General features: G+C 63.4%; 19 protein-coding genes. 14 read left to right on the plus strand and 5 right to left on the minus strand.

Features of this window, described 5'->3' with window-relative positions; translation table 11 throughout:
* Positions 1–19: 19 nt before the first annotated feature.
* The gene (locus OKC29_RS09135) at positions 20–928 is read left to right on the plus strand and encodes a LysR family transcriptional regulator (protein ID WP_073351306.1); all 909 of its coding nucleotides are present in this window, start codon (positions 20–22) and stop codon (positions 926–928) included.
* Between the two features lie 71 nt (positions 929–999).
* On the opposite strand, the gene OKC29_RS09140 is transcribed toward OKC29_RS09135, so the two are convergent.
* From OKC29_RS09140 to OKC29_RS09155, 4 genes are all read right to left on the minus strand, one after another.
* Positions 1,000–1,956, minus strand: a complete 957-nt coding sequence (locus tag OKC29_RS09140) for a diguanylate cyclase domain-containing protein (protein ID WP_073351308.1) — start codon at positions 1,954–1,956, stop codon at positions 1,000–1,002.
* A gap of 161 nt (positions 1,957–2,117) precedes the next feature.
* Positions 2,118–2,756 (minus strand): cold shock domain-containing protein, encoded by a 639-nt coding sequence (locus tag OKC29_RS09145; RefSeq protein WP_073351310.1) that lies wholly within the window; start codon positions 2,754–2,756, stop codon positions 2,118–2,120.
* 116 nt (positions 2,757–2,872) lie between these two features.
* Positions 2,873–3,439, minus strand: a complete 567-nt coding sequence (locus OKC29_RS09150) for an isochorismatase family cysteine hydrolase (protein WP_073351313.1) — start codon at positions 3,437–3,439, stop codon at positions 2,873–2,875.
* 33 nt (positions 3,440–3,472) lie between these two features.
* The gene (locus tag OKC29_RS09155) at positions 3,473–4,636 is read right to left on the minus strand and encodes an FAD-dependent oxidoreductase (protein WP_073351315.1); all 1,164 of its coding nucleotides are present in this window, start codon (positions 4,634–4,636) and stop codon (positions 3,473–3,475) included.
* A gap of 267 nt (positions 4,637–4,903) precedes the next feature.
* Here OKC29_RS09155 and miaB point away from each other — a divergent pair, with 267 nt between their 5' ends.
* The 5 genes from miaB to lnt all read left to right on the plus strand — a co-directional run bounded on the left by miaB (position 4,904) and on the right by lnt (position 10,632).
* A complete protein-coding gene (miaB, locus tag OKC29_RS09160; RefSeq protein ID WP_011707016.1) occupies positions 4,904–6,337 on the plus strand; it encodes a tRNA (N6-isopentenyl adenosine(37)-C2)-methylthiotransferase MiaB in 1,434 nt (477 codons plus the stop codon).
* Positions 6,338–6,392: 55 nt separating this feature from the next.
* Positions 6,393–7,436: a PhoH family protein gene (locus OKC29_RS09165; RefSeq protein ID WP_073351317.1), complete on the plus strand. Its 1,044-nt coding sequence runs from the start codon at positions 6,393–6,395 to the stop codon at positions 7,434–7,436.
* Positions 7,433–7,897 (plus strand): rRNA maturation RNase YbeY, encoded by a 465-nt coding sequence (gene ybeY / locus OKC29_RS09170; protein WP_017409246.1) that lies wholly within the window; start codon positions 7,433–7,435, stop codon positions 7,895–7,897. Before OKC29_RS09165 ends, ybeY begins: the two co-directional genes overlap by 4 nt.
* A gap of 95 nt (positions 7,898–7,992) precedes the next feature.
* A complete protein-coding gene (gene corC / locus OKC29_RS09175; RefSeq protein WP_011707019.1) occupies positions 7,993–8,877 on the plus strand; it encodes a CNNM family magnesium/cobalt transport protein CorC in 885 nt (294 codons plus the stop codon).
* Positions 8,878–9,087: 210 nt separating this feature from the next.
* Positions 9,088–10,632, plus strand: coding sequence for an apolipoprotein N-acyltransferase (gene lnt / locus OKC29_RS09180; RefSeq protein ID WP_039215572.1), 1,545 nt, complete (start codon positions 9,088–9,090; stop codon positions 10,630–10,632).
* Between the two features lie 215 nt (positions 10,633–10,847).
* Here lnt and OKC29_RS09185 read toward each other — a convergent pair whose 3' ends face one another.
* Positions 10,848–11,336, minus strand: coding sequence for a zinc ribbon-containing protein (locus OKC29_RS09185; RefSeq protein ID WP_005298255.1), 489 nt, complete (start codon positions 11,334–11,336; stop codon positions 10,848–10,850).
* A gap of 145 nt (positions 11,337–11,481) precedes the next feature.
* On the opposite strand from OKC29_RS09185, the gene leuS reads away from it, so the two are divergent.
* From leuS to rodA, 8 genes are all read left to right on the plus strand, one after another.
* Complete coding sequence (gene leuS, locus OKC29_RS09190; RefSeq protein ID WP_073351319.1) at positions 11,482–14,061, plus strand: leucine--tRNA ligase; 2,580 nt, start codon at positions 11,482–11,484, stop codon at positions 14,059–14,061.
* A gap of 117 nt (positions 14,062–14,178) precedes the next feature.
* Entirely contained in the window at positions 14,179–14,661 is a 483-nt protein-coding gene (locus OKC29_RS09195; RefSeq protein WP_016351676.1) for an LPS-assembly lipoprotein LptE, read from the plus strand.
* 27 nt (positions 14,662–14,688) lie between these two features.
* Positions 14,689–15,720: a DNA polymerase III subunit delta gene (gene holA, locus OKC29_RS09200; RefSeq protein ID WP_073351320.1), complete on the plus strand. Its 1,032-nt coding sequence runs from the start codon at positions 14,689–14,691 to the stop codon at positions 15,718–15,720.
* Between the two features lie 40 nt (positions 15,721–15,760).
* Positions 15,761–16,405 carry a nicotinate-nucleotide adenylyltransferase gene (gene nadD / locus OKC29_RS09205; RefSeq protein WP_073351321.1) on the plus strand — a complete coding sequence of 215 codons (645 nt, stop codon included), beginning with the start codon at positions 15,761–15,763 and terminating at the stop codon, positions 16,403–16,405.
* 185 nt (positions 16,406–16,590) lie between these two features.
* Positions 16,591–16,932 carry a ribosome silencing factor gene (rsfS, locus tag OKC29_RS09210; protein ID WP_011707026.1) on the plus strand — a complete coding sequence of 114 codons (342 nt, stop codon included), beginning with the start codon at positions 16,591–16,593 and terminating at the stop codon, positions 16,930–16,932.
* A 22-nt stretch (positions 16,933–16,954) separates the two neighbouring features.
* The gene (gene rlmH / locus OKC29_RS09215; protein WP_005298242.1) at positions 16,955–17,422 is read left to right on the plus strand and encodes a 23S rRNA (pseudouridine(1915)-N(3))-methyltransferase RlmH; all 468 of its coding nucleotides are present in this window, start codon (positions 16,955–16,957) and stop codon (positions 17,420–17,422) included.
* Between the two features lie 105 nt (positions 17,423–17,527).
* Entirely contained in the window at positions 17,528–19,444 is a 1,917-nt protein-coding gene (gene mrdA, locus OKC29_RS09220; RefSeq protein WP_073351323.1) for a penicillin-binding protein 2, read from the plus strand.
* Complete coding sequence (rodA, locus tag OKC29_RS09225) at positions 19,437–20,540, plus strand: rod shape-determining protein RodA (RefSeq protein ID WP_016351680.1); 1,104 nt, start codon at positions 19,437–19,439, stop codon at positions 20,538–20,540. The genes mrdA and rodA overlap by 8 nt, the downstream gene beginning before the upstream one ends.
* The last annotated feature ends 11 nt before the right edge of the window (positions 20,541–20,551 follow it).

Raw genomic sequence — 20,551 nt, forward strand, 5'->3', positions numbered from 1 at the left:
CTTTAGATAACCACATGGAATGAAATTCGATCTGAAGCAACTGCAGGCATTCGTCACCCTGGCCGACACCGCCAACTACCGGGAGGCTGCCAACCGGCTGTTCATCACCCAGCCGGCCCTCACCAAGCAGATCCAGGGGCTGGAGCAGACCCTCGGCAGTACCCTGTTCAACCGGGGTCGCCACGGCGCCGAACTGACCGCCATCGGCGCCCAGCTGCTCACCCAGGCGAGTGCCCTGGTCGAACACGGCAAGGGCTTTGAGCGCCATGCCATGGCGTTGGCCAGCGGCATCGCCGGGCGCCTCAAGATTGGTTTCGGCCTGTCGAGCTTCGCGCTGGCACCGGCATTGGTGGCCAGCTTCAAGCAGCAGGTGCCCGAGGTGATGGTGCATCTGCAGGACATGACCTCCGCCATCCAGCAGGAGCGGTTGCTGTCGGGCCAGCTGCAGCTCGGCTTCATGCGCCGGCCCCAGGCGCCGCAGTTGCAGGAACACAGACTGCTGACCGATCGGCTGGTGCTGGCGGTGCCAACCCTGATGACGCAGCCGGATCCGGCCGCCTTCGACGTGGAGCAGGCGCTGGCCAGCCAGCCCTTGCTGCAGATGGTCGGTCACCGTTGCCCCGGCCTCAGCCAGCAGATCGCCGGCTTCCTCGGCGCCAACCGGCTGACCGGCATGATCCAGGAGGCGGAGGATATCCAGACCCTGGTGGCGCTGGTGGCTGCCGGCATCGGCAACGCCATCCTGCCGCGCAGCGTCAGCTTCATCGCCGGCCCGGACGTCACCCTCTACCCCTTGTCCGGCCCCTGCTCCGAGTGGGAGATAAGCCTGGTGTGGAACCCGGAATTTGCCGATCCCATCCGCGATCGCTTCGTGCAGCTGGTCATCGATGCCCACCCGGCGCCGCAGCCAGCCCTGCCGGGTCGCTGATGCGATAGGTTCAGGGAGTCGATATCAGGGGGCAGGCGAGGTATCGCCATGGGGAGTGTGGCAATCGAGTATCAGGCGGCCGGCAGCGCGCTGCAGCTGACGCAGTGACAGCGATTCTTGCCCCCCTGCTTGGCCAGATAGAGCGCCATGTCGGCGGCGGTCAGCAGCTCCTCTTCCGAGACGCGAGCCTGCTGCGGCAACAGGGTGGCGATGCCGACGCTGGCGCTGAGTCTAAGCCCATCCGCCCCCGGGATCAGCAGCTCGCCGATGCCGACGCGAATGGCCTCCCCCATGCGGGAGGCGGCCTCGTCCCCGGTGTTGCCGAGGATCAGTGCAAATTCGTCGCCGCCAAAGCGGCACGGCAGATCGGTGGCCCGCTGGCAGAAGGTGCTCAGCAGCTGACCCACCTGCTGCAAGAAACCGTCCCCGACCTGATGGCCGAAGTGGTCGTTGCACAGCTTGAAGTTGTCCAGATCCAGCATGATGAAGGAGATGGGGGTCTGTTCGCGCATGCTGCGCCGCCACTCGTTGTGCAGAAAGCTGTTGAACAGCCGCCGGTTCGCCAGCCCGGTCAGCGGGTCGTGCAGGGAGAGGTAGGCCATGTCCAGCTCCTGCAGCTTGCGCTCGGTGACGTTGATGTGGCTGATGGTGTAGAACTCGACCTCGATACCGGGGATGGCGGAGACCCGCATCATGAACCAGTGCTGGGTATCCGGGCTGTGACAGGGGTACTCCAGATGAAAGTGCTGCTGCTCGTGGCGCAGTACCCGCCGGATCCCCTCGGCTGCCATCTGGGCCAGCGGCTCTACCGAGTTGTCGCACACCCTCAGATAGTTGACGCCCAGCCAGTCGTACTCCTCCGGCATGCCGTTCTGTTCGGCGAAGCTATTCCAGGCGAGATTGGTGTAGTGGATGACGCCATCCCGATCGATCACCGAGATCTGCTCCTCCAGCGAATTGAGCAATGCAGACAGGTATTGCGCCCGATCGGAGAAGTGAAACAGTGATCCCTGAAAATAGTCCGCCATGACCCTGCTCCTCACCCAACAACGACGCACCGCACCTGCCGCCACCACCAGCGTAATGCCGGCGTTCCGTCCATGACGAAGGGGCATCGGCGGCCATGGCCCGCCCCCGGCCTGCAAGATAAAGATAGATGATCAACCACTTGCACCCGCCCCACCCCTCGCTAGTAACTGCACCACTGGTTTTCACATGGAATGCCGTCACCTTCGCCGTCCATCTTGGTATTGGGGCAGTTTTGCAAAAACCAGGTCGCCTCCTCGCAGGAGGTCATCTGGGAGCAGTACTGCCGACCGTCGCACTGGCGGACGAAGGTGGGCGCCGCCTGCGGGCTGTCTGTGCTGTCCGCTGTCTGCTGACTGAAAGAAGAGCTTGGCGAAGGCGAGACCGACTCGGCCGAGAAGCGGGAGTAAATGGAGAAGATCCCGGCCAGCACCAGCAGCGGGATCAGCTTGCCACGCCAGTTGCTGCGGCGCCGATAGACGGGGCGCGGGCGTGCCCTGGCTGGCGTCGGCCGCTCCCCGGTCACAGCCTGTCTGCCCGCAGAGGGCGCGGGTTGGGCGCCTGCCAGCGACAGCGGCCTATCCGGAAAGAACACCTGCTCGGCCCTGGGTTTGCCATCCTGGCCGCAGCCAAGCTGATAGGAGACCCGCTCGCCAATCTTGGGCAGCGAGCCATCTGACTGCAGCGCCGAGATATGCACGAACAGCTCGGCTCCTTTCGGCTCGCCATCCCCCTGCTCGGGGGCGATAAAACCAAAGCCGCGCGCCTCGTTCCAGCGCACGATCCGTCCCTGATAACGCATGCCCTCATCCTTGTGGCCATCGATGCTCGCTTCATGTTGCCCAAAATGGCTGCGGCCCGACAGGGGGCCGCAGACAAAATGTCAAAACAGTGAGCAAGCTCCGCCTGCCGCCGGGATCAGGCCAGCTGGGCCACCTTGCAGATCTCGGCGATGCGGCCGAGCAAACGCAGCGAGGCATGGTGCTCATTGGCATCCGCCGCCGCGCAGGCATCCTCCAGGATGGTGATGGCGTAATCCCGATCATGCCCCTCCCGCGCTGCCGCCTGAATGGCCCAGCTGGTACTCACCCCGCACAGATAGAGGTGGTCGATGTGGTTGGCCCGCAGCGCCGGCTCCAACGCGGTGCCGTAGAAGGGGCTGACTCTGGGCTTGGTCAGCACCAGATCCCCTGGCTGCACGTCGAGGTCGGCGTGAAAGTCGGTGCCGCTGTCGCCAAGCGAGAGCGCCCCGAACTGGTGAGCCCGGCCAAACATGGGCGAGCCCTTGGGTTGCAGCAGATAGTGCGGGTCAAAACCCACCTTGATCAGCACCACCAGCCAGCCGTGGGCGCGGGCATGGGCCAGCGCCTGATTGGCGTGCACGATGGTGTCCTGTTCCAGCACATGAGCCGCCGAGGCGGCAATGCGCCCGTCCGGGTGGGCGATGTCGTTGATGAAATCGATCACCAGCAATGCCTTGTTCATGCTGCCTGCTCCCTCATGATGGCGCCGCGCGCCTTAAACCAGCCCCAGCGCATAGCGTAGCGCCATCTCCTTGAGCAGGCCCGCCTTGTCCGCCAGATTGAGGGCCAGGTTGCGCGCCAGCTTGAGCGGGCCTATCTCGTTGCTGAACACCCCGTAGAAGAGATCCATCCCCGACTGCATCAGCAGGTTGTCGGGGTGGCGGCGCCGCTCGTAGCGCCCGGCCAGCGCCAGCTGATGCCAGTCGGCGCCGGCCCCCTGCAGCAGATCGTTCCAGCAGGCCACGTCCTTGAAGCCGAGGTTGACCCCCTGACCCGCCAGCGGGTTGATGGTGTGGGCAGCATCGCCCAGCAGCACCACCCGGCCGGCGTGATAATCGTTGGCATGACGGCGCACCAGCGGGAAGCTCCCCTTGGCCGTCACGGCAAACCCGCCGAGCCGGCTCGGGAAGTGGCGGCGCACTTCGGTGGCGAGCGCCTCGTTGCTCATGGCGGCCAGCGCCCGGATGCGGGCCGGACTGTCATACCAGACCAGGGAGCCATGCTGGCCCGGCAGCGGCAGGAAGGCGCGCGGGCCGTGCGGGGTAAACTGCTGCCAGGTGATGTCTTCCTGTTCGAAGTCGGTGTCGATGTTGATCAGCATGCAGTGCTGGCGATACTCAAAGCGCGACACCCCGATGCCGGCCAGCTTGCGGGTGTGGGATTCGGCGCCGTCGCACGCCAGCACCCAGCGGGCGGCCAGCTCGCTGCCATCATCCAGGGTCAGCACCGCCTCGTCCACGCTCTGGCGCAGGCTCTTGACCGCCGCCGGGGTGTGGGTCTGGATGTTGGGGAAATCTTCCATGCGTCTGAGCAACGCCAGCTGCACCAGCCGGTTCTCGATGATGTAACCGAGCTGGGGCAGGCCGAGATCGGCGGCATTGAAGCGGGTGGCAAAACCGTCCAGCTCCCAGGTCTCCAGCCGGCGATAGGGGCACAGCCGCATCTGTTGCAGGTGCTGCCAGGCGCCGGCCTGCTCCAGCAGCGCCACCGAAGCCTGACTGATGGCGGAGACCCGCAGATCCAGCGGCTGCTCGGGGGCGTATTGCTCCGGCAGCCGGGTCTCGATGACCCGCACCGAGAGACCCTGCGCCGCCAGCAGACAGGCGGTGGCGGCGCCGACCATGCCGGCCCCGACGATGGCGATATCACACTGTTCCATAACTTGATTCCTGCAAGGGGTGAGCCCGGGCAAGGGGAAAACACAGCCGGACCGAATGATCACATGATACCGCAAGGGGCGCCGGGAAACAGTGAAGGGTGTGGAGAATTAGTGCGCCAAATCAAGGAGAAAGCCGATGCCGACAGGAAGCCCGCCGGCGGCGCTCCGGCCGTGGCCGGCTGGATATTCGCTAGGCAGTCTCCGGATTGCGGAGTAAAATGCCCGGTCCTTTGACCATGCCGCATTCAAAACAAGTCAAGAGAAGCAATGAGCAAAAAACTTCACATCAAAACCTGGGGTTGCCAGATGAACGAGTACGACTCGTCCAAGATGGCCGACCTGTTGGATGCCAGCAATGGCTACACGCTTACCGAAGAGCCCGAAGAGGCAGACGTTTTGCTGCTCAACACCTGCTCCATCCGCGAAAAAGCGCAGGAGAAGGTGTTTCACCAGCTGGGACGCTGGAAGAAGCTCAAGGCAAACAAACCCGGTCTGGTGATCGGCGTGGGCGGCTGCGTCGCCTCCCAGGAGGGGGACAACATCCGCACTCGCGCCCCCTATGTGGACATCGTCTTCGGCCCGCAGACCCTGCATCGCCTGCCCACCATGATCAAGCAGGTGCAGGAAGGGCGCGGTGCCCAGGTGGACGTCGCCTTCCCGGAAATCGAGAAGTTCGACAGCCTGCCCGAGCCGCGCGCCGAAGGGGCGACCGCCTTCGTCTCCATCATGGAAGGCTGTTCCAAATACTGCTCCTTCTGCGTGGTGCCCTACACCCGCGGCGAGGAGGTGAGCCGTCCGCTCGACGACGTGCTCTATGAAATCGCCCAGCTCGCCCAGCAGGGCGTGCGCGAAGTGAACCTGCTCGGCCAGAACGTCAACGCCTATCGGGGCCCGACCTTCGACGGCGGCATCTGCACCTTCGCCGAGCTGCTGCGGCTGGTGGCCGCCATCGACGGCATCGATCGCATTCGCTACACCACTAGTCACCCCATCGAGTTCACCGACGACATCATCGAGGTCTACAAGGATACCCCGGAAGTGGTCAGCTTCCTGCATCTACCGGTGCAGAGCGGCTCCGACCGTATCCTGACCATGATGAAGCGCCCGCACACCGTGCTTGAGTACAAGTCCAAGATCCGTCGCCTGCGCGCCGCCCGTCCCGACATCACCATCAGTTCCGACTTCATCGTCGGCTTCCCGAACGAGACGGACGAAGATTTCGAGGCCACCATGAAACTCATCGAAGAGATCAACTTCGACATGAGCTTCAGCTTCATCTACAGCCCGCGCCCCGGTACCCCGGCCGCCGACCTGCCCGATGATGTCGACATGGAGGTGAAGAAAGCCCGCCTGACCCGCCTGCAGCACGTCATCAACAACCAGTCGATGCAGATTGGCCGCGCCATGCTGGGCTCCACCCAGCGCATCCTGGTGGAAGGGCCCTCCAAGCTCGACCCCATGCAGCTGTGCGGTCGCACCGAGAACAACCGGGTGGTCAACTTCGAGGGCCCGCATACCCTGATCGGCGGCTTTGCCGACGTGGAGATCACCGAGGTGCGGCCCAACTCCCTGCGCGGCAAATTCCTGCGCGGCGAGAACGAGATGAACCTGCGCATCGCCACCGCCCCGAGCGAGATCCTCGCCCGTCGCCCGGACAACGTACCGGACCCGCTGGGCGTAGCCGCCTTCACTCCCCACTAATCTGTTCACCCCATCCGGCCCCGGCCGGATGGGATCGCGTCAAGACGAGGACACTTTGAGCCGACACATCTCGACCCTGAATCTGCATCTGGAACCCGCCGACAACCAGCGTCTCGCCAGTCTGTGCGGTCCGTTCGATGACAATGTCAAACAGCTGGAACGCCGCCTCGGCGTCGAGATCAGCTACCGCGACAACCACTTCCAGCTGCTGGGCAAGCAGGCCCAACTGGATGCCGCTGCCGTCATCATCAAGCACCTTTATGTGGAAACCCAGCCGCTCAAGGGTGGCAAGGTGAGCGACATCACCCCCGACATGGTCCATCTGGCCATTCAGGAGTCGCGGGTGCTGGAGCAGGATGACGAGCCGGCGCCGAGCATCCCTTACGGCAAGGAGGTGACGGTCAAGACCAAGCGCGGCCTCATCAAGCCGCGCAGCCCCAACCAGGCCCAGTACATCGCCAATATCGTGCGCCACGACATCTGCTTTGGCATAGGCCCTGCCGGGACCGGCAAGACCTATCTGGCGGTAGCGGCGGCGGTGGACGCGCTGGAGCGTCAGGAAATTCGCCGCATTCTGCTGACCCGCCCGGCGGTGGAAGCGGGCGAGAAGCTTGGTTTCCTGCCCGGCGATCTCTCCCAAAAGGTCGACCCTTACCTGCGCCCGCTCTACGACGCCCTGTTCGAGATGCTGGGCTTTGAGCGGGTGGAGAAGCTGATGGAGCGCAACATCATCGAGGTGGCGCCGCTCGCCTACATGCGAGGCAGAACCTTGAATGACGCCTTTATCATCCTGGACGAGGCCCAGAACACCACCACCGAGCAGATGAAGATGTTCCTGACCCGCATCGGCTTCAACTCCAAGGCGGTGGTGACCGGCGACATCACCCAGGTAGACCTGCCCCGCAACCAGAAGTCGGGCCTGCGCCACGCGCTGGAAGTGCTGCAGGACGTCGACGGCCTGTCGTTCAACTTCTTCGAATCCAAGGACGTGGTGCGCCACCCGGTGGTGGCCCGCATCGTGCAGGCCTACGAGGCGTTCGATGCCAAACAGGCGGCCGACAAAGTCGCCCCCCACACCAGCAAAGAGAGTGCCCAATGAGCGTGACCCTGGATCTGCAACTGGCCAGTGCCAGCACCGACGGCCTGCCGAGCGAGGCCCAGTTGCAGGGCTGGCTCGACGGCACCATTCTCGGCTTCCAGCAGGAGGCTGAAGTGACGGTGCGTATCGTCGACGAGGCGGAGAGCAACGAGCTCAACCTCACCTATCGCGGCAAGGACAAGCCCACCAACGTGCTCTCCTTCCCGTTCGAGGCCCCACCCGGCCTGGAGCTGCCGCTGCTCGGCGATCTGGTGATCTGCCGCCAGGTGGTGGAGCACGAAGCCGCCGAACAGGGCAAGCCGCTGATGGCCCACTGGGCCCACATGGTTGTGCACGGCAGTCTGCATCTGCTAGGTTATGACCATATCGAGGATGACGAGGCCGAAGAGATGGAAGCGCTCGAGCGCGACATCATGCAGGAGCTCGGTTTCGCCGATCCTTATCTGAACGACGAAGAGTAAAGAACCGGATGGTCATCGTCTTGAAACAGCCGATGCCCATCCTCATATAGCCACAACGATTTCAAGTGTGTTCATACGAGTAACCAAGAGAGAAAATGACCGACGATCACCCTAGTACCGGCTCGCCGAAGAAAACCTGGCTCGACAAACTCAGCCAACTCTTCCAGGGCGAGCCAAAAGACCGCAACGATTTGGTGGAAGTGATAGCCGACGCCGAAGAGCGCGATCTCATCGATCAGGACACCAAGGACATGATCGAGGGCGTGCTCGAAATTGCCGAGCTGCGCGTACGCGACATCATGATCCCCCGCTCCCAGATGGTGACCATCGAGAAATCCCAGCCAGTGGACGAGATCCTGCCGGTGATCATCGAGTCGGGTCACTCCCGCTTCCCGGTGATCAACGAAGACAAGGATCACGTGGAGGGCATCTTGCTCGCCAAGGATCTGCTGCCGTTCGGGTTTGGCGGCCACCACGCCAGCGAACCGCTGCAGCTGGAGAAGATCCTGCGTCCCACGGTGATCGTCCCCGAGAGCAAGCGGGTCGACCGTCTGCTCAAAGAGTTTCGTGAAGAGCGCTACCACATGGCCATCGTGGTGGACGAGTTCGGCGGCGTCTCGGGTCTGGTGACCATCGAGGACATCCTCGAGCTCATCGTCGGCGAGATCGACGACGAATTCGACGACATCGAGGATGAGCCGGACGAGATCCGCCGTATCAGCAAGCGGGTGTTCGCCGTCAGCGCCCTCACCGAGATCGAAGATTTCAACGACTTCTTCGGCACCCAGTTCAGTGATGAAGAGGTGGATACGGTGGGCGGTCTGGTGATGCACGCTTTCAGCCACCTGCCCAAGAAGGGCGAGGAGATCGAGCTGGAAGGCTACCTGTTCAAGGTGATGCACGCCGACAAGCGCCGCCTGCAGCAGCTGCAGGTGAAGATCCCCGACAACCATGTCGCGGCCCAGTCCGAGGCCCAATAAGCCTTGCTCCGTGCCAACAGCGCCCCGCCCGTCGGGGCGCTGTTCGTTTGAGCGCACACCACCTCTGCTTCCCACGAGTCACAGGGCCCGTCATCGCCCTTTTATTCCCTCGCTTCGGACCGTCGGCCGGGAGGCTCGCCGTTGACCGCCTTTACGGGTTAAGATACCGGCCACTCAACCCATTGCAGTTCAATCCGAGCCTTATCGCCCGTGAAATTACAGCCCGTGAAATCAAAACTCCTGACCAGCCTGTTTGCCATGGCCAGTGGCGCCATCGCCGTGCTCGCCTTCTCGCCCTTCAACTACTGGCCGCTGGTGATCCCCTCCCTGCTCGGTCTCTACGCCCTGCTGGACAAGGCCAACCCCAAGCAGGCGGCCTGGCGCGGCTTTGGCTACGCCATGGGGCTGTTTTTGCCGGGGCTGTGGTGGATCCACGTCAGCATGACCATGTTCGGCGGCATTCCGCTGCCGGTGGCCTTCGTGCTGCTGGCCGGGCTGTCGGCCTATCTGGCGCTCTACCCGACCCTGGCCTGCTGGGCCTTTGCCCGCTTCTTCAGCGGTCGCCACTGGAGCCGCTGGCTGCTCGCCTTCCCGGCGCTCTGGCTGATGGCCGACTGGCTGCGCGGCTGGGTGATGACCGGCTTCCCTTGGCTCTGGTTCGGCTACAGCCAGATCGATGGGCCGCTCAAGGGCTTTGCCCCCATTCTCGGCGTGCAGGGCATCACCCTGGCACTGCTGTTGACCGCCTCCGCCCTATGGCTGCTGTGGCAGAGCCGCAAGCCGGCCTGGCTGCTGGTACCGGTGGCCCTGGTGGGCGCCGCCCAGGGGCTGATGCAGCTCAACTGGGTGACCCGCGGTGAACCCGTCAAGGTGGCGCTGGTGCAGGGCAACATCGAGCAGTCCCTCAAGTGGGATCCGGAGGCGCTGGTGCCGACCGTGCGCAAGTATCAGGATCTCAGCCGCGAGAACCAGGACGCCGACATCATCGTCTGGCCGGAATCGGCCATCCCGGCCATCGAGAAGGAGATGGGCAACTATCTGGAGAGCCTGGACAAGGCGATGAAGGTGAACGATACCGGCCTGCTGGCGGGGATCATCCACTACGATCTCGAGCAGCAGCGCTTCTTCAATACCGTGCTCGGCATGGGGGTGCAGGATGCGGAAGGCAAGGAGTCCTACTACTACCAGCACAAGAACCGTTACTACAAATACCACCTGCTGCCCATCGGCGAGTTCGTGCCTCTTGAAGATCTGCTGCGTCCCATCGCACCCTTCTTCAACCTGCCCATGTCCTCCTTCAGCCGCGGTGACGAGGTGCAGCCGAACCTGATCGCCAAGGGGCTCAAGTTTGCCGCCGCCATCTGCTACGAGATCATCTTCCCGGACGAGGTGCGCCGCAACGTGCAGCCGGATACCGACTTCCTGCTGACCGTCTCCAACGACGCCTGGTTCGGCACCAGCATCGGCCCCTGGCAGCACATGGAGATCGCCCGCATGCGTGCCCTCGAGCTGGCCCGCCCGCTGCTGCGCGACACCAACACCGGCATCACCATCGTCACCGAGACTGACGGCAGCATCATCGCCCAAATCCCGCAGTTCGAGGCCGGCGTGCTGCGCACCGAGGTGCGTCCCGCCCACGGCGAGACCCCCTACCTGCGCTTTGGCAGCTGGCCCATGTATGGCATCGCCGCCCTGCTGCTGGCGCTGGGACTGGGGCTGCGCCCCCGCGCCCACCCCTGGGCGCGCAAGGGCTGACCCAGTCGTACAACCCGATAAATAAGAGAGGCGCCCAAGGGCGCCTCTCTTCTGTTCAGTCTGATACCCGATCAGAACCTGTTCAGGCTCTGTAACGAGAGGTCGTCAGCAAGGTGAAGAGCAGCGCAGGAACCGGAGCGTATAGATATACGTGAGGATTCCGAGCAGCACATGAGCCTTGATCACGGCCTCGCAGCAAGAGCGTGGGCAGATTCTCAGGGAGAGAGCGGCTCACGGTGATACTCATCGGCCCCGCACTCGGGGCAGGTGCCTAGCTGTTCGGGATGCAGCACGGTATGGCGCCACTCGCAGTGATCGCACACCAAGACCCCGAGCCCCACCCAGTCGCCGGCCCGGTAGACGCCCTTGTGCTCCAGCTCGTCCGCCAGCTCCTGCCACTCTACCTGGGTGCGGTCGGTCACATCCGCCAGCCATGACCAGGCGGTGTCTTTGAGTGCCAGCATGAAGGCGGACTCCTCCACCTGCTCATCCTTGCGCCCCTCGTCATAGTTGCCCAGATCCCGCTTCACATACTCGGCGATCAGCGCCAGCTCGTCCTGGGTCAGATCCCCGGCCGCCTCCAGATAGGCCTGCACCTTGGCGATCATCCGGTTGAGGCGCTCCCCCTGGAACTGTTCTGTCTCTTGCCACTGCTTTTGCAGCTCGGCAATGAAGGCTTCGTACCCTTTTTGACGTTTGTCCATGGCCGTTACTCCTCTACTGAACCCTGATCAGGCCCGGCTTAAGGCCCGAGGGACGCTGGCGGTTGTTGCCGCCGCAGGATATGGGTATTCTATTGCGATTTCCCAGCTGATTTATCTATCCATTTCACAGATCCGGATGTCACCAATGCAAGAGCAATACGTTCCCCAATCCATAGAACCAGCAGTGCAAAAGCACTGGGATGCCAAGAAAACCTTCAAGGCGGTGGAGAAAGTAGACAAGGAAAAGTTCTACTGCCTCTCCATGTTCCCCTATCCGTCTGGTCGTCTACACATGGGGCACGTTCGCAACTACACCATAGGTGATGTGATCTCCCGTTATCAACGCCTCAATGGCAAGAACGTGCTGCAACCCATCGGTTGGGACGCATTCGGCCTGCCGGCGGAAAACGCCGCCATCAAGAACAACACGGCACCGGCGCCCTGGACCTACGAAAACATCGAATACATGAAGAACCAGCTGAAGATGCTGGGTCTGGGTTATGACTGGGATCGCGAGCTGGCCACCTGCAAGCCGGACTACTACCGCTGGGAACAGTGGTTCTTCACCAAGCTCTACGAGAAGGGTCTGGTCTACAAGAAGACCTCCTCCGTCAACTGGTGCCCGAACGACATGACCGTACTGGCCAACGAGCAGGTTGTCGACAACTGCTGCTGGCGCTGTGACACCCCGGTGGAGCAGAAAGAGATCCCCCAGTGGTTCATCAAGATCACCGACTACGCCGAAGAGCTGTTGAACGACATCGACAACCTCGAAGGCTGGCCTGAGATGGTCAAGACCATGCAGCGCAACTGGATTGGCCGCTCCGAAGGGGTCAACATCAGCTTCGCCATCGAGGGTCAGGCTGAGCAGCTGGAGGTCTACACCACCCGTCCGGACACCTTCATGGGCGTTACCTATGTCGGTATCGCCGCCGGCCACCCGCTGGCGCTGCAGGCCGCCGAGAGTAACCCCGAGCTAGCCGCCTTTATCGAAGAGTGCAAGAACACCAAGGTGGCCGAGGCCGAGCTCGCCACCATGGAGAAGAAGGGCATGGCCACCGGCCTCTACGCCATTCACCCGCTGGATGGCCGCAAGGTGCCGGTCTGGGTCGCCAACTTCGTGCTGATGAACTACGGCACCGGCGCCGTGATGGCGGTACCGGGCCACGACCTGCGTGACCATGAGTTCGCCACCAAGTACGGCCTCGAGATCAAGCCGGTCATCAAGCCGGTCGATGGCGAGCTGCCGAACGTGATCGACGCCGCCTACACCGACAAGGGCGTGCTGTTCAACTCCGGCGAGTTCGACGGCCTCGAGTTCCAGCCGGCATTCGATGCCATCGCCAGCAAGCTGGAGAGCCTTGGCTGTGGCAAGCGCACCGTCAACTTCCGTCTGCGCGACTGGGGTGTCTCCCGTCAGCGCTACTGGGGTGCCCCCATCCCGATGCTGACCCTGGCTGACGGCACAGTCGTGCCGACCCCGGAAGATCAACTGCCGGTACTGCTGCCGGAAGACGTGGTGATGGACGGCATCCAGAGCCCGATCAAGGCCGACGCCGAGTGGGCCAAGACCACTTACAACGGCCAGGACGCGTTCCGCGAGACCGATACCTTCGACACCTTTATGGAGTCCTCCTGGTACTACGCCCGCTACTGCTCCCCGGACTACGACAAGGGCATGCTGGATCCGGCGGCTGCCAACCATTGGCTGCCGGTGGATCAGTACATCGGCGGCATCGAGCACGCCTGTATGCACCTGCTCTACGCCCGCTTCTTCCACAAACTGCTGCGTGATGCGGGCCTCGTGAACAGCGACGAGCCGTTCAAGCGCCTGCTCTGCCAGGGCATGGTGCTGGCCGACGCCTTTTACTACAAAGACGAGAAGGGCGGCAACGTCTGGGTCAGCCCGACCGACGTCAAGGTGGAGCGTGACGAGAAAGGCCGCATCACCAAGGCCGTCGACAATGAAGGCCGTGAAGTGATCCACTCCGGCATGACCAAGATGTCCAAGTCCAAGAACAACGGCATCGACCCGCAGCTGATGGTGGAGCGTTACGGCGCCGATACCGTGCGTCTGTTCATGATGTTCGCCTCGCCGGCCGAGATGACCCTGGAGTGGTCAGACTCCGGCGTCGAGGGTGCCCAGCGCTTCCTGCGCCGTCTGTGGCGCATCACCTTCGAGCACGTCAGTGCCGGGGCGGCTCTCGCACTGAATGTGGCGGCACTCAGCGTCGACCAGAAAGCCGTGCGCCGCGAGCTGCACAAGACCATCGCCAAGGTGAGCGACGACGTGGGTCGCCGTCAGACCTTCAACACCGCCATCGCCGCCATCATGGAGCTGATGAACAACCTGGCCAAGCTGGGCAGCGACGAGCAGGATCGCGCCCTGATGCAGGAAGCGCTGGAAGCGGTCGTGGTCATGCTCTACCCCATCACCCCGCACATCGGCTTCGAGCTGTGGAAGATGCTGGGCAAGGGCGACGACGTGGATCACGCCACCTGGCCGGTGGCCGACGAAGCGGCCATGGTCGAGACCGAGAAGCTGGTGGTGGTGCAGATCAACGGCAAGATGCGCGGCAAGCTGACCGTGCCGGCCGAGATCAGCCAGGCCGACGTCGAGAAGCTGGCCATGGCCGATGCCTCGGTACAGAAGTTCACCGACGGCCTGACCGTGCGCAAGGTGATCTACGTGCCGGGCAAACTGCTCAACATCGTGGCCAACTGATGCCATACCGCCTGGCCATGCAGACTGACCGTCTGGTTGCCAGGCGGTAACAGCAAACGGATGATAACGGCGGGCCCTGCGCCCGCCGCTCTTCACTTCATGCAAAGAGGATTTTCTATGGGCACCACCCTCACTCGCTGGCTGACCATACTGCTGACCGGTCTGCTGCTGCAGGCCTGCGGTTTTCAGATGCGCGGCACCGCCATCCCGCCCGAGTTGATGACCATGAAGGTGGTCGGTGACAACAAGAGCGACTTCTATCGGCTGGTCACCACCCGCCTCAAGGCGGCCGGCGTGCAGCTCGCCGACAAGGAGGGCATCCCGGTGCTGACCCTGTCCGGCGTCGGCAGCACCAGTCAGGTCGCTTCCGTCGACTCCATCGGCCAGGCCCGTGAATACGTGCTGGGCTACAACACCCAGTTCACCGTCTCCATGCCGGGCAAACCGACCCAGGTCTTCCCCATCGCCTTCAACCGCAGTTTCCTGAACAAGCCGGACGCGGCGCTCGCCTCCTCCCGCGAGCAGGAGCAGCTCGGCAAGGAGATGCAGGAGCAGGCCGCCAACCTGGTGATCCGCCAGCTCAGCCAGGTCAAGTTCTGATGCAAGTATCTTGATGAGAGTACGTTGATGAGAGTCTATCCCGAGCAGTTTGCGGATCACCTCAAAGCAGGGCTCAAGCCCTGCTATCTCATTTTTGGGGACGAGCCCTTGCTCAAGCTGGAGGCCATCGACGCCGTGCGCCAGGTGGCGCGCAAACAGGGTTTCGACGAGCGCCACAGCTTCGTGGTGGAGCAAGGGCTGGACTGGAATCAGGTCTACGATGCCTGCCAGGCCATGAGTCTGTTCTCGGCCCGCCAGATCATCGAGCTGGAGCTGCCGGCCAAGGTCGACAAGGAGTTGGCCGCCCGCATCAGCGAGATCGGCAAACAACTGCACCCCGACCTGCTGCTGGTGCTGAGCGGTAATCGCCTCAACCAGACCCAGATGAAGGCAGCCTGGTTCGACAAGCTGAGCCAGAGCGGCACCTATGTACCGGTCAACCACCCCGAGCCCCGCTTCTTTCCGCGCTGGATGAGCGCCCGCTTCCAGCGCTTCGGCCTCAAGGCGCTGCCGGATGCGGTCAACTTCATGTGCCACTCCTACGAGGGCAACCTGCTGGCTGCCAGCCAGGAGATCGAGAAGCTGACCCTGCTCTCGCCGCCCCAGCCCATCAGCGTCGCCTATCTGCAGGAGACCATCATCCGCCACGCCCACTTCACCCCGTTCCAGCTCATCGACACCCTGCTGGAAGGGAAGGTGAACCGGGCCCAGCGCATCCTGCTGGCCCTGCGCGCCGAGGGCACCGAACCCGGCATGCTGGCCTGGACCCTGTGCCGCGAGCTGGAGCAGCTCACCGAACTGGCGCTGGCGGCCAGGGCCGGTCAGCCGCTGGTGGAGCACTTCTCCCGCCTGCGCATCTGGCAGAGCCGCCAGCAGCTCATTCAACAGGCACTGACCCGGCTGCCCTTCGCCAAACTGCAGCAGTTGTGGCAACTGATGGCCCGGCTCGACGACGCCCAGCGTCGCTTCGATACCGAGCAGGCCTGGCTGATGCTGCAGACCCTCGCCCTCGGTTTTCGCGATGGCACCCCCTTGCCGCTGGCGGGATCTGACGCATGATCCAGCCCGTCGACATCCCGGCCGTCACCGGAGGAAGCCCATGTTGAAACCGCCCATCGGCATTCTGGGGGGGACGTTCGATCCCATCCACATCGGTCACCTGCGCCCGGCCATCGAGGCCCGCGACGCCCTGGGCCTGGCCGAAGTGCGCCTGCTGCCGAACCATATTCCGCCCCACCGGGCCAGCCCCTTCTGCTCCAGTGAGCAGCGCCTGGCCATGGTCGCCCTGGCTGCGGCGGAAAACCCGGGCTTCGTGGTGGATGAGCGGGAGCTCAAGCGGGATACCCCCTCCTGGACCATCGACACCCTTATCGAGCTGCGTCATGAACTGCCGGACACTCCGCTCTGCTTTTTGATGGGGATGGACTCCCTGCTCGGCCTGCCGAGCTGGCACCGCTGGCAGGAGCTACTCGATTACGCCCACCTGGTGGTGAGTACCCGCCCCGGCTGGCAGCCGGACTACCCGGCCGAGGTAGCCGAGCTGCTGGCCCGCCACCAGAGCTGGCAGGTGGCGGATCTGCACCTGCTGCGCCACGGCCGCATCTGGCTGGCGGACAATCTGCCGGTCGAGCTGTCGGCCACCCGCCTGCGGGCGCTGCTGGCGACGGGCGCGGATCCCCGCTATCTGCTGCCGCCGTCGGTGGCACAATACATCTGCCAGCAGGGACTGTACCGGCCGGCATGAACCCGATCACTGCCGGCGGTTGTCCGGCACGGATCGCGCACTATAGTGATCAACAGGGGGCGAGTTTGCCAAGCGGGCACGGCCCCTGTTCCACTCCCCTTCGCCGCACTGGGAAACGGGAGTGACCATGATATAATCCGCCGCCCTCACGCCGTGAAAGCGCGCCGGAATACAGGAGAGACTCATTGCAAGGTCAAGAATTGCATGCCTTTATCGTCGACAAGATCGATGACATGAAAGGCCGCGACATCATCACCCTCGATGTACGCGGCAAATCCAGCATCACCGACACCATGATCGTCTGTTCCGGCAACTCCAGCCGTCACGTCAGCGCCATCGCCCACCATCTGGCCAGCGAGGCCCGCCATGCCGGGCTCGATCTGCTGAGCGTGGAAGGCCAGCTCACCGGCGAGTGGGTACTGGTGGATCTGGGATCGGTGATCGTGCACGTGATGCAGGATGAGCATCGCGACTTCTACCAGCTGGAAAAACTCTGGAGCGGCACCGCTCAAGTGAACGCGCAATAACCGAGTACAAGTGTAATAAACGATGAAGATCCAGTTGATTGCGGTGGGCACCAAGATGCCCGCCTGGGTAGAGCATGGCTTCGAAGAGTATCGTCGTCGTTTCCCCAAAGACATGCCGTTCGAGCTGGTCGAGATCGGCGCCGGCAAACGTGGCAAAAATGCCGACATCCCCCGCATTCTGCAAAAAGAGGGGGAAGCCATGCTGGCGGCGGCCGGTCGTTCGCGTATCGTGACCCTGGATATTCCCGGCAAACCCTGGACCACCGAGCAGCTCGCCGTGCAGCTGGAAGCCTGGAAGCTGGATGGCCGCGACGTGGCCCTGCTGGTGGGCGGCCCTGAAGGGCTCTCGCCCGAGTGCAAGGCTGCCGCCGAGCAGAGCTGGTCGCTGTCGCCGCTGACCCTGCCCCACCCGCTGGTGCGGGTGCTGGTGGCCGAGAGCCTCTATCGCGCCTGGAGCATTACCACCAATCATCCGTATCACAGAGAGTGAACCATGCACTATTCCAGCATTCCCCTCTCGACCCAGAATCACAGAGCGTGAGCATGCACATCTGCACCCCGTTTCTCATCTGCTCGACAGTCATAAGGTAGCGGCATGCTGAAGAATCGCATCGAGATGCGCGACCACAGCGCCGAGGGTCGCCTCTTCTTCCGACGTACCCTGGTCGCCTACATCGGCATGATAGTGCTGATGCTGGTGCTGCTGGGCAATCTCTATTACCTGCAGGTCGAGTCTTACGACACCTACCAGACCCGCTCCAACGACAACCGCATCCGAGTGGTGCCGGTGGCGCCGCCGCGCGGCCTCATCTATGACGCCAACGGCGTGCTGCTGGCGGAGAACCGCCCGGTCTACAGCCTGGAGATAGTGCCGGAAGAGACCAAGGATCTGGAGAGGACCGCCGACGAGCTGATCGCCCTGCTGAAGCTGCCGGAGGGCACCAAAGAGAAGTTCCTGGCCGAGGTCAAGCGCCAGCGCCGCTTCAAGCCGGTGGCCCTGTTCGAGAAGCTGACCGAGTATCAGGTCGCCCTCTTCTCGGTCAACCAGCACAACTACCCCGGGGTCAGCATCGAGGCCTACCTCAAGCGCTACTACCCGTTCGGTGACACCCTCACCCATGCGCTGGGTTATGTGGCCAAGATCAACACCCGCGACGTGGAGCGCCTCGACAAGGAAGACAAGCTCGCCAACTATGCCGCCACCAAGGACATCGGCAAGCAGGGGGTGGAGAAGTACTACGAGGATCAGCTGCACGGCGTGGCGGGCTACCAGGAGGTCGAGGTCAACAACCGCGGCCGGGTGGTGCGTACCCTCAAGTTCCAGCCGCCCGAGCCCGGCAAGGATATCTACCTCAACATCGACATCCGCCTGCAGCTCAAGGCGCAGGAGTTGCTGGCCGGTCGCCGGGGCGCCATCGTGATGATGGATCCCAATACCGGCGCCATTCTGGCCATGGAGTCGAGCCCGAGCTACGACCCCAACCTGTTCGTGACCGGCATCTCCAGCGCCAACTACTCGGCGCTGCTCAACGATCCGGCAAGGCCGCTGGTGAACCGCACCACCCAGGGCATCTATGCCCCCGCTTCCACCGTCAAGCCCATGATGGCGGTGATGGGGCTCAACGAGGGGGCCATCACCCCCAACTACCGCTACTTCGGCGGCCCCAGCTTCTCCATCCCCGGCACCACCAAGAAGTTTCGCGACTGGCGCCGCTGGGGTCACGGCTGGCTCGACGTCTACCGCGCCATCGAAGTGTCGGCAGATACCTACTTCTACGATCTCGCCTACCGGGTCGGCATCGACAAGATCAACAACTACATGACCAAGTTCGGCTTCGGTCAGTACAGCGGCGTCGATCTGTACGAGGAGACCAAGGGAGTGATGCCGTCGCGCGACTGGAAGATGGCCCGCTGGCGCCAGCCCTGGTATCAGGGTGACACCATCTCCATCGGCATCGGCCAGGGCTACTGGAGCGCCACCCCGATCCAGCTGGCCAAGGCCATCAGCATCCTGACCCAGAACGGCCACGACGTGACGCCGCACCTGCTCAAGAGCACCGCCTCCATCGATGGCGTGGTCAATGCCCCCATCAACCCGAACATGGCCATCCAGACCAAGAGCGACAGCTACTGGCAGGTGGCCAAGGACGGCATGTGGCGGGTCATCAACGGTCACGAGGGAACGGGTCGGCGCGCCTTTGCCAACACCCCCTACAAGGCGGCAGGCAAGTCCGGTACCGCCCAGGTGGTGGGGCTGAAAGAGAACCAGGTCTACAACGCGGCCACCACCAAGGTGGAGCACCGCGACAACGCCCTGTTCGTCTCGTTCGCCCCGTTCGAAGCACCCAAGGCGGTGGTCGCCCTGGTACTGGAAAACGCCGGTGGCGGCAGCAGCATGGCCGCCCCGGTGGCCCGCCAGATGCTGGATGCCTACCTGCTGCCGCCGGAGCCGCAACTGCCGCCGGCGCCGGTCAAGAAGCCCCAATCTGAAGAGGTCGCTCCTCATGAGTAATTCCGCTCGCCAGCAGAGCATCTGGTACAAGCTGCACATCGACTTGCCGCTGCTGCTCGGCCTGCTGACCCTGATGTCCCTCTCCATGGTGGTGCTCTACTCCGCCTCCGGCCAGGACGTCGACTCCATCGTGCGCCAGCTGGTGCGCGGCGGGCTGGCGTTCGCCCTGATGATCGGCATGGCCCAGCTGCCCCCCTCCCTCTATGCCCGCTGGTCGGTGCCGCTGTTCGTGGTGGTGGTGCTGCTGCTGGTCGCGGTGGACGTGTTCGGTCATATCGGCAAGGGGGCCCAGCGCTGGCTGGACCTCGGCTTCATGAAGTTTCAGCCCTCCGAGGTGATGAAGCTCTCCATGCCCATCATGGTGGCCGCCTGGCTCAGCCGCCACTCGCTGCCACCCAAGTTCAGCCACCTGGTGCTGAGTCTCATCATGGTGCTGCTGCCCACCCTGCTGATCGCGGCCCAGCCTGACCTTGGCACCTCCATCCTGGTGGCCGCCTCCGGCTTCTTCGTCATCTTCCTGGCGGGGATCAGCTGGTGGCTGATCGGGCTGGCGGTGCTGCTGATCTGCGCCTTCATGCCGGTGCTCTGGTTCTTCCTGATGCACGACTACCAGCGCCAGCGGGTGCTGATGCTGCTGGACCCTGAGAAGGACCCGCTCGGTCGCGGCTATCACATCATCCAGTCCAAGATAGCCATCGGCTCCGGCGGCGTGTTCGGCAAGGGCTGGCTGCAGGGCACCCAGTCCCAGCTCGAGTTCCTGCCCGAGCGCCACACCGACTTCATCTTCGCGGTGTTCAGCGAGGAGTTCGGCCTGGTGGGCGTGGCCCTCCTGCTGGTGATCTACCTCTACATCATCAGCCGCTGTCTGTTCATCTCCATGCAGGCCCAGAACAGCTTCGAGCGCCTGCTGGGCGGTGCCCTGACCCTCACCTTCTTCGTCTACGTGTTCGTCAACATGGGTATGGTGAGCGGCATACTACCCGTGGTGGGGGTCCCCCTGCCGCTGGTGAGCTACGGCGGCACCTCCATGGTGACCCTGATGGCCGGCTTCGGCATCCTGATGTCCATCCAGACCCACAGAAGGCTGCTGGCATGATGAGGTGGATA

Origin of the sequence: Aeromonas sp. QDB34 (genome assembly GCF_027705405.1) — a bacterium.
Taxonomy (GTDB): Bacteria; Pseudomonadota; Gammaproteobacteria; order Enterobacterales; family Aeromonadaceae; genus Aeromonas; species Aeromonas hydrophila.

Coding starts and splice junctions, on each gene's coding strand:
- OKC29_RS09135 (WP_073351306.1), top strand. CDS start 20: ATGAAATTCGATCTGAAGCAACTGCAGGCATTCGTCACCCTGGCCGAC.
- OKC29_RS09140 (WP_073351308.1), bottom strand. CDS start 1,956: ATGGCGGACTATTTTCAGGGATCACTGTTTCACTTCTCCGATCGGGCG.
- OKC29_RS09145 (WP_073351310.1), bottom strand. CDS start 2,756: ATGCGTTATCAGGGACGGATCGTGCGCTGGAACGAGGCGCGCGGCTTT.
- OKC29_RS09150 (WP_073351313.1), bottom strand. CDS start 3,439: ATGAACAAGGCATTGCTGGTGATCGATTTCATCAACGACATCGCCCAC.
- OKC29_RS09155 (WP_073351315.1), bottom strand. CDS start 4,636: ATGGAACAGTGTGATATCGCCATCGTCGGGGCCGGCATGGTCGGCGCC.
- miaB (WP_011707016.1), top strand. CDS start 4,904: ATGAGCAAAAAACTTCACATCAAAACCTGGGGTTGCCAGATGAACGAG.
- ybeY (WP_017409246.1), top strand. CDS start 7,433: ATGAGCGTGACCCTGGATCTGCAACTGGCCAGTGCCAGCACCGACGGC.
- corC (WP_011707019.1), top strand. CDS start 7,993: ATGACCGACGATCACCCTAGTACCGGCTCGCCGAAGAAAACCTGGCTC.
- OKC29_RS09185 (WP_005298255.1), bottom strand. CDS start 11,336: ATGGACAAACGTCAAAAAGGGTACGAAGCCTTCATTGCCGAGCTGCAA.
- leuS (WP_073351319.1), top strand. CDS start 11,482: ATGCAAGAGCAATACGTTCCCCAATCCATAGAACCAGCAGTGCAAAAG.
- OKC29_RS09195 (WP_016351676.1), top strand. CDS start 14,179: ATGGGCACCACCCTCACTCGCTGGCTGACCATACTGCTGACCGGTCTG.
- holA (WP_073351320.1), top strand. CDS start 14,689: ATGAGAGTCTATCCCGAGCAGTTTGCGGATCACCTCAAAGCAGGGCTC.
- nadD (WP_073351321.1), top strand. CDS start 15,761: ATGTTGAAACCGCCCATCGGCATTCTGGGGGGGACGTTCGATCCCATC.
- rlmH (WP_005298242.1), top strand. CDS start 16,955: ATGAAGATCCAGTTGATTGCGGTGGGCACCAAGATGCCCGCCTGGGTA.
- mrdA (WP_073351323.1), top strand. CDS start 17,528: ATGCTGAAGAATCGCATCGAGATGCGCGACCACAGCGCCGAGGGTCGC.
- rodA (WP_016351680.1), top strand. CDS start 19,437: ATGAGTAATTCCGCTCGCCAGCAGAGCATCTGGTACAAGCTGCACATC.